At 69.8% G+C, this 1,897-nt stretch carries 1 protein-coding gene and 1 pseudogene; both read left to right on the top strand.

The window, feature by feature from the left end:
- A partial coding sequence (locus B4M60_RS02435) for a patatin-like phospholipase family protein (RefSeq protein WP_291079952.1) occupies positions 1–858 on the top strand: 858 nt, incomplete at its 5' end.
- Positions 855–1,897, top strand: a pseudogene (locus tag B4M60_RS02430) (hypothetical protein); the annotation flags it as partial. The gene B4M60_RS02435 and the pseudogene B4M60_RS02430, both read left to right, overlap by 4 nt.

The following is a 1,897-nucleotide window of genomic DNA, read 5'->3' as shown; positions in this document are numbered from 1 at the left end:
GCGATCGACTTTCTTGAACACGTGGTCGAGCCGATCCTTGCCATGGGGCGCTACACCTTGGACGTGCCCGCCGTGCTCAAGGGACTGCTCTTCGGTGGGGTGGCCCATGAGGTCGAGGGCGTCTACGACCGGATGCTGTACCACGGGGCAACGCTGCAATCCCTCCCGGACGACAACTCCGGCCCCCGGTTCATCATCATGGCCACCGACCTCTCGAACGGTGTCGGATGGCGCTTCTCGCGTCCCTACATGCGCGACTACAAGACCGCCAACTACCCCAACCCGACCCTGCCGCTGGCCCAGGCGGTCGCGGCCTCGTCCGCCTTCCCGCCCTTCCTCTCCCCGGTGGTGTTGAACCTGGTGGACGGCAAGCACGCCACCCTCACCGATGGGGGCGTGTACGACAACCTCGGGATCGAGCCGGTCCTGAAGAACTGCGGGACGATCTTCGTCTCCGACGCCGGCGGCCCGTTCAAAGAAGAGCCGCGACCGCACCGCGGGTGGATCCTCGGCACCTACCGCGTGCTGTTGACGCTGCAGGCCGAGGTGGGATGGCTGCGGAAGCGGCAGGTGATGGCTGCCCTGAAGAGCACCACGAACGATCTCAAGGGGGCATTTTGGGCCGTGACCACCGACCCCACCGACTTCCCCGCCTTTGCCTCGACCCTTCCGGTCCCGGTGACCGCGGCCAAGCGCCTTGGTGACACCCCCACCCGCCTCAAGGCGCTGCCCGACGAGACCCTTTACGGCCTGGTCAACTGGGGGTATGCCGCCGCGGACGCGGGGCTCCGTTCCTACGTCGACCCCCACCTCCCCGAACCGCCGGGCTTCCCGCTGCCGGGAGGTGTCGGAGTATGACCTTGGCCGAGGCGTTGCGCTCGGGGGAGGGAACGGTCTGGTTCCGACAACTCGGCGACGGCGTGGACGCAGTCGAGGCCACCATGCGGATTACCCCGTTGGCGCGGCACCGCGCGCGATCAGCATGGGCGGAGTTCGCCCGCCAGGTGGACGACCAGCTGGCGCACGAACTGACCTGGCTGCTTCAAACCCTGACCGATGCGGGCTTCAAGCCGCCCTACCGCTGCCGCTTCACTGAACCGTTCGAGATCATGGGCGGGGATCTTGCGGTCCTCGAGTTGTCCGCTGGTGTCGATGGACGCGTGGTGACCTGGCCCCCGGTTCATCGCACCCCCGGCACCAAAGCCCAGCCCCCGCTTCCACCGGGTCCGCGGAGGCCGCCCACCGCGGCGCTCACACCTCCGGGCGTTCACCCTGGGGAATCGCCCGGGGACGCTGACCACCTCGTCCCCCCGTCTCACGTGGCGCGACGCCGTCCGGGGCAGCACGCCGAGCCGCCCGCGGCCGCCGACGCCGGGCCACCGCCCGCGATGGACGCCGAAGAGCCCGAGGCATCCGGCGCCGAGGGGCCGCCGCCCAGCGAGCCGACGACGGTCGGGGGGGACGAGCCGGCAGCGACAACGCGTCGCTTGCAGTGCACGATCGGGGTGGCGGGGGCCGTCCCGGACAACGTGCTGCGAAGCGGCGACAACAGCGTCGGCGTCTTCCTCGGTCCGCAGGAGACGCACACCCTGCTCGGGATCATGGTCAGCGACGCTGAGTTGGACCTCACTCCGGGGGCGGATTTCGTCGTCGTCCACGTGCAGCTCACCCCCCTCGTGCCGGAGGTCGGCACTCCCAGCTTTGGGGATCTGCTGGTGCCGCGGGCGGGACGCAGCGCGACCCTGATGCTGGGTTGGCGGGTGCCGGAGGCGGCGACGGAAGCGCGCGCGCAACTGGTGGTGACGAAGGCCGGCCGGGTCATCGTGCTGGCGGAGCTGAGCGGGCGCGTGGGCGAACCGACGGCCGCGCGCTCCCTGCCTGTCTCTTATACACATCT

The sequence above is a fragment of the Dietzia sp. UBA5065 genome, assembly GCA_002415925.1.
Lineage (GTDB): Bacteria > Actinomycetota > Actinomycetes > Mycobacteriales > Mycobacteriaceae > Dietzia.
Note: the sequence above shows the minus strand (reverse complement) of the source record. Positions and strands in the feature narration are given on the sequence as shown.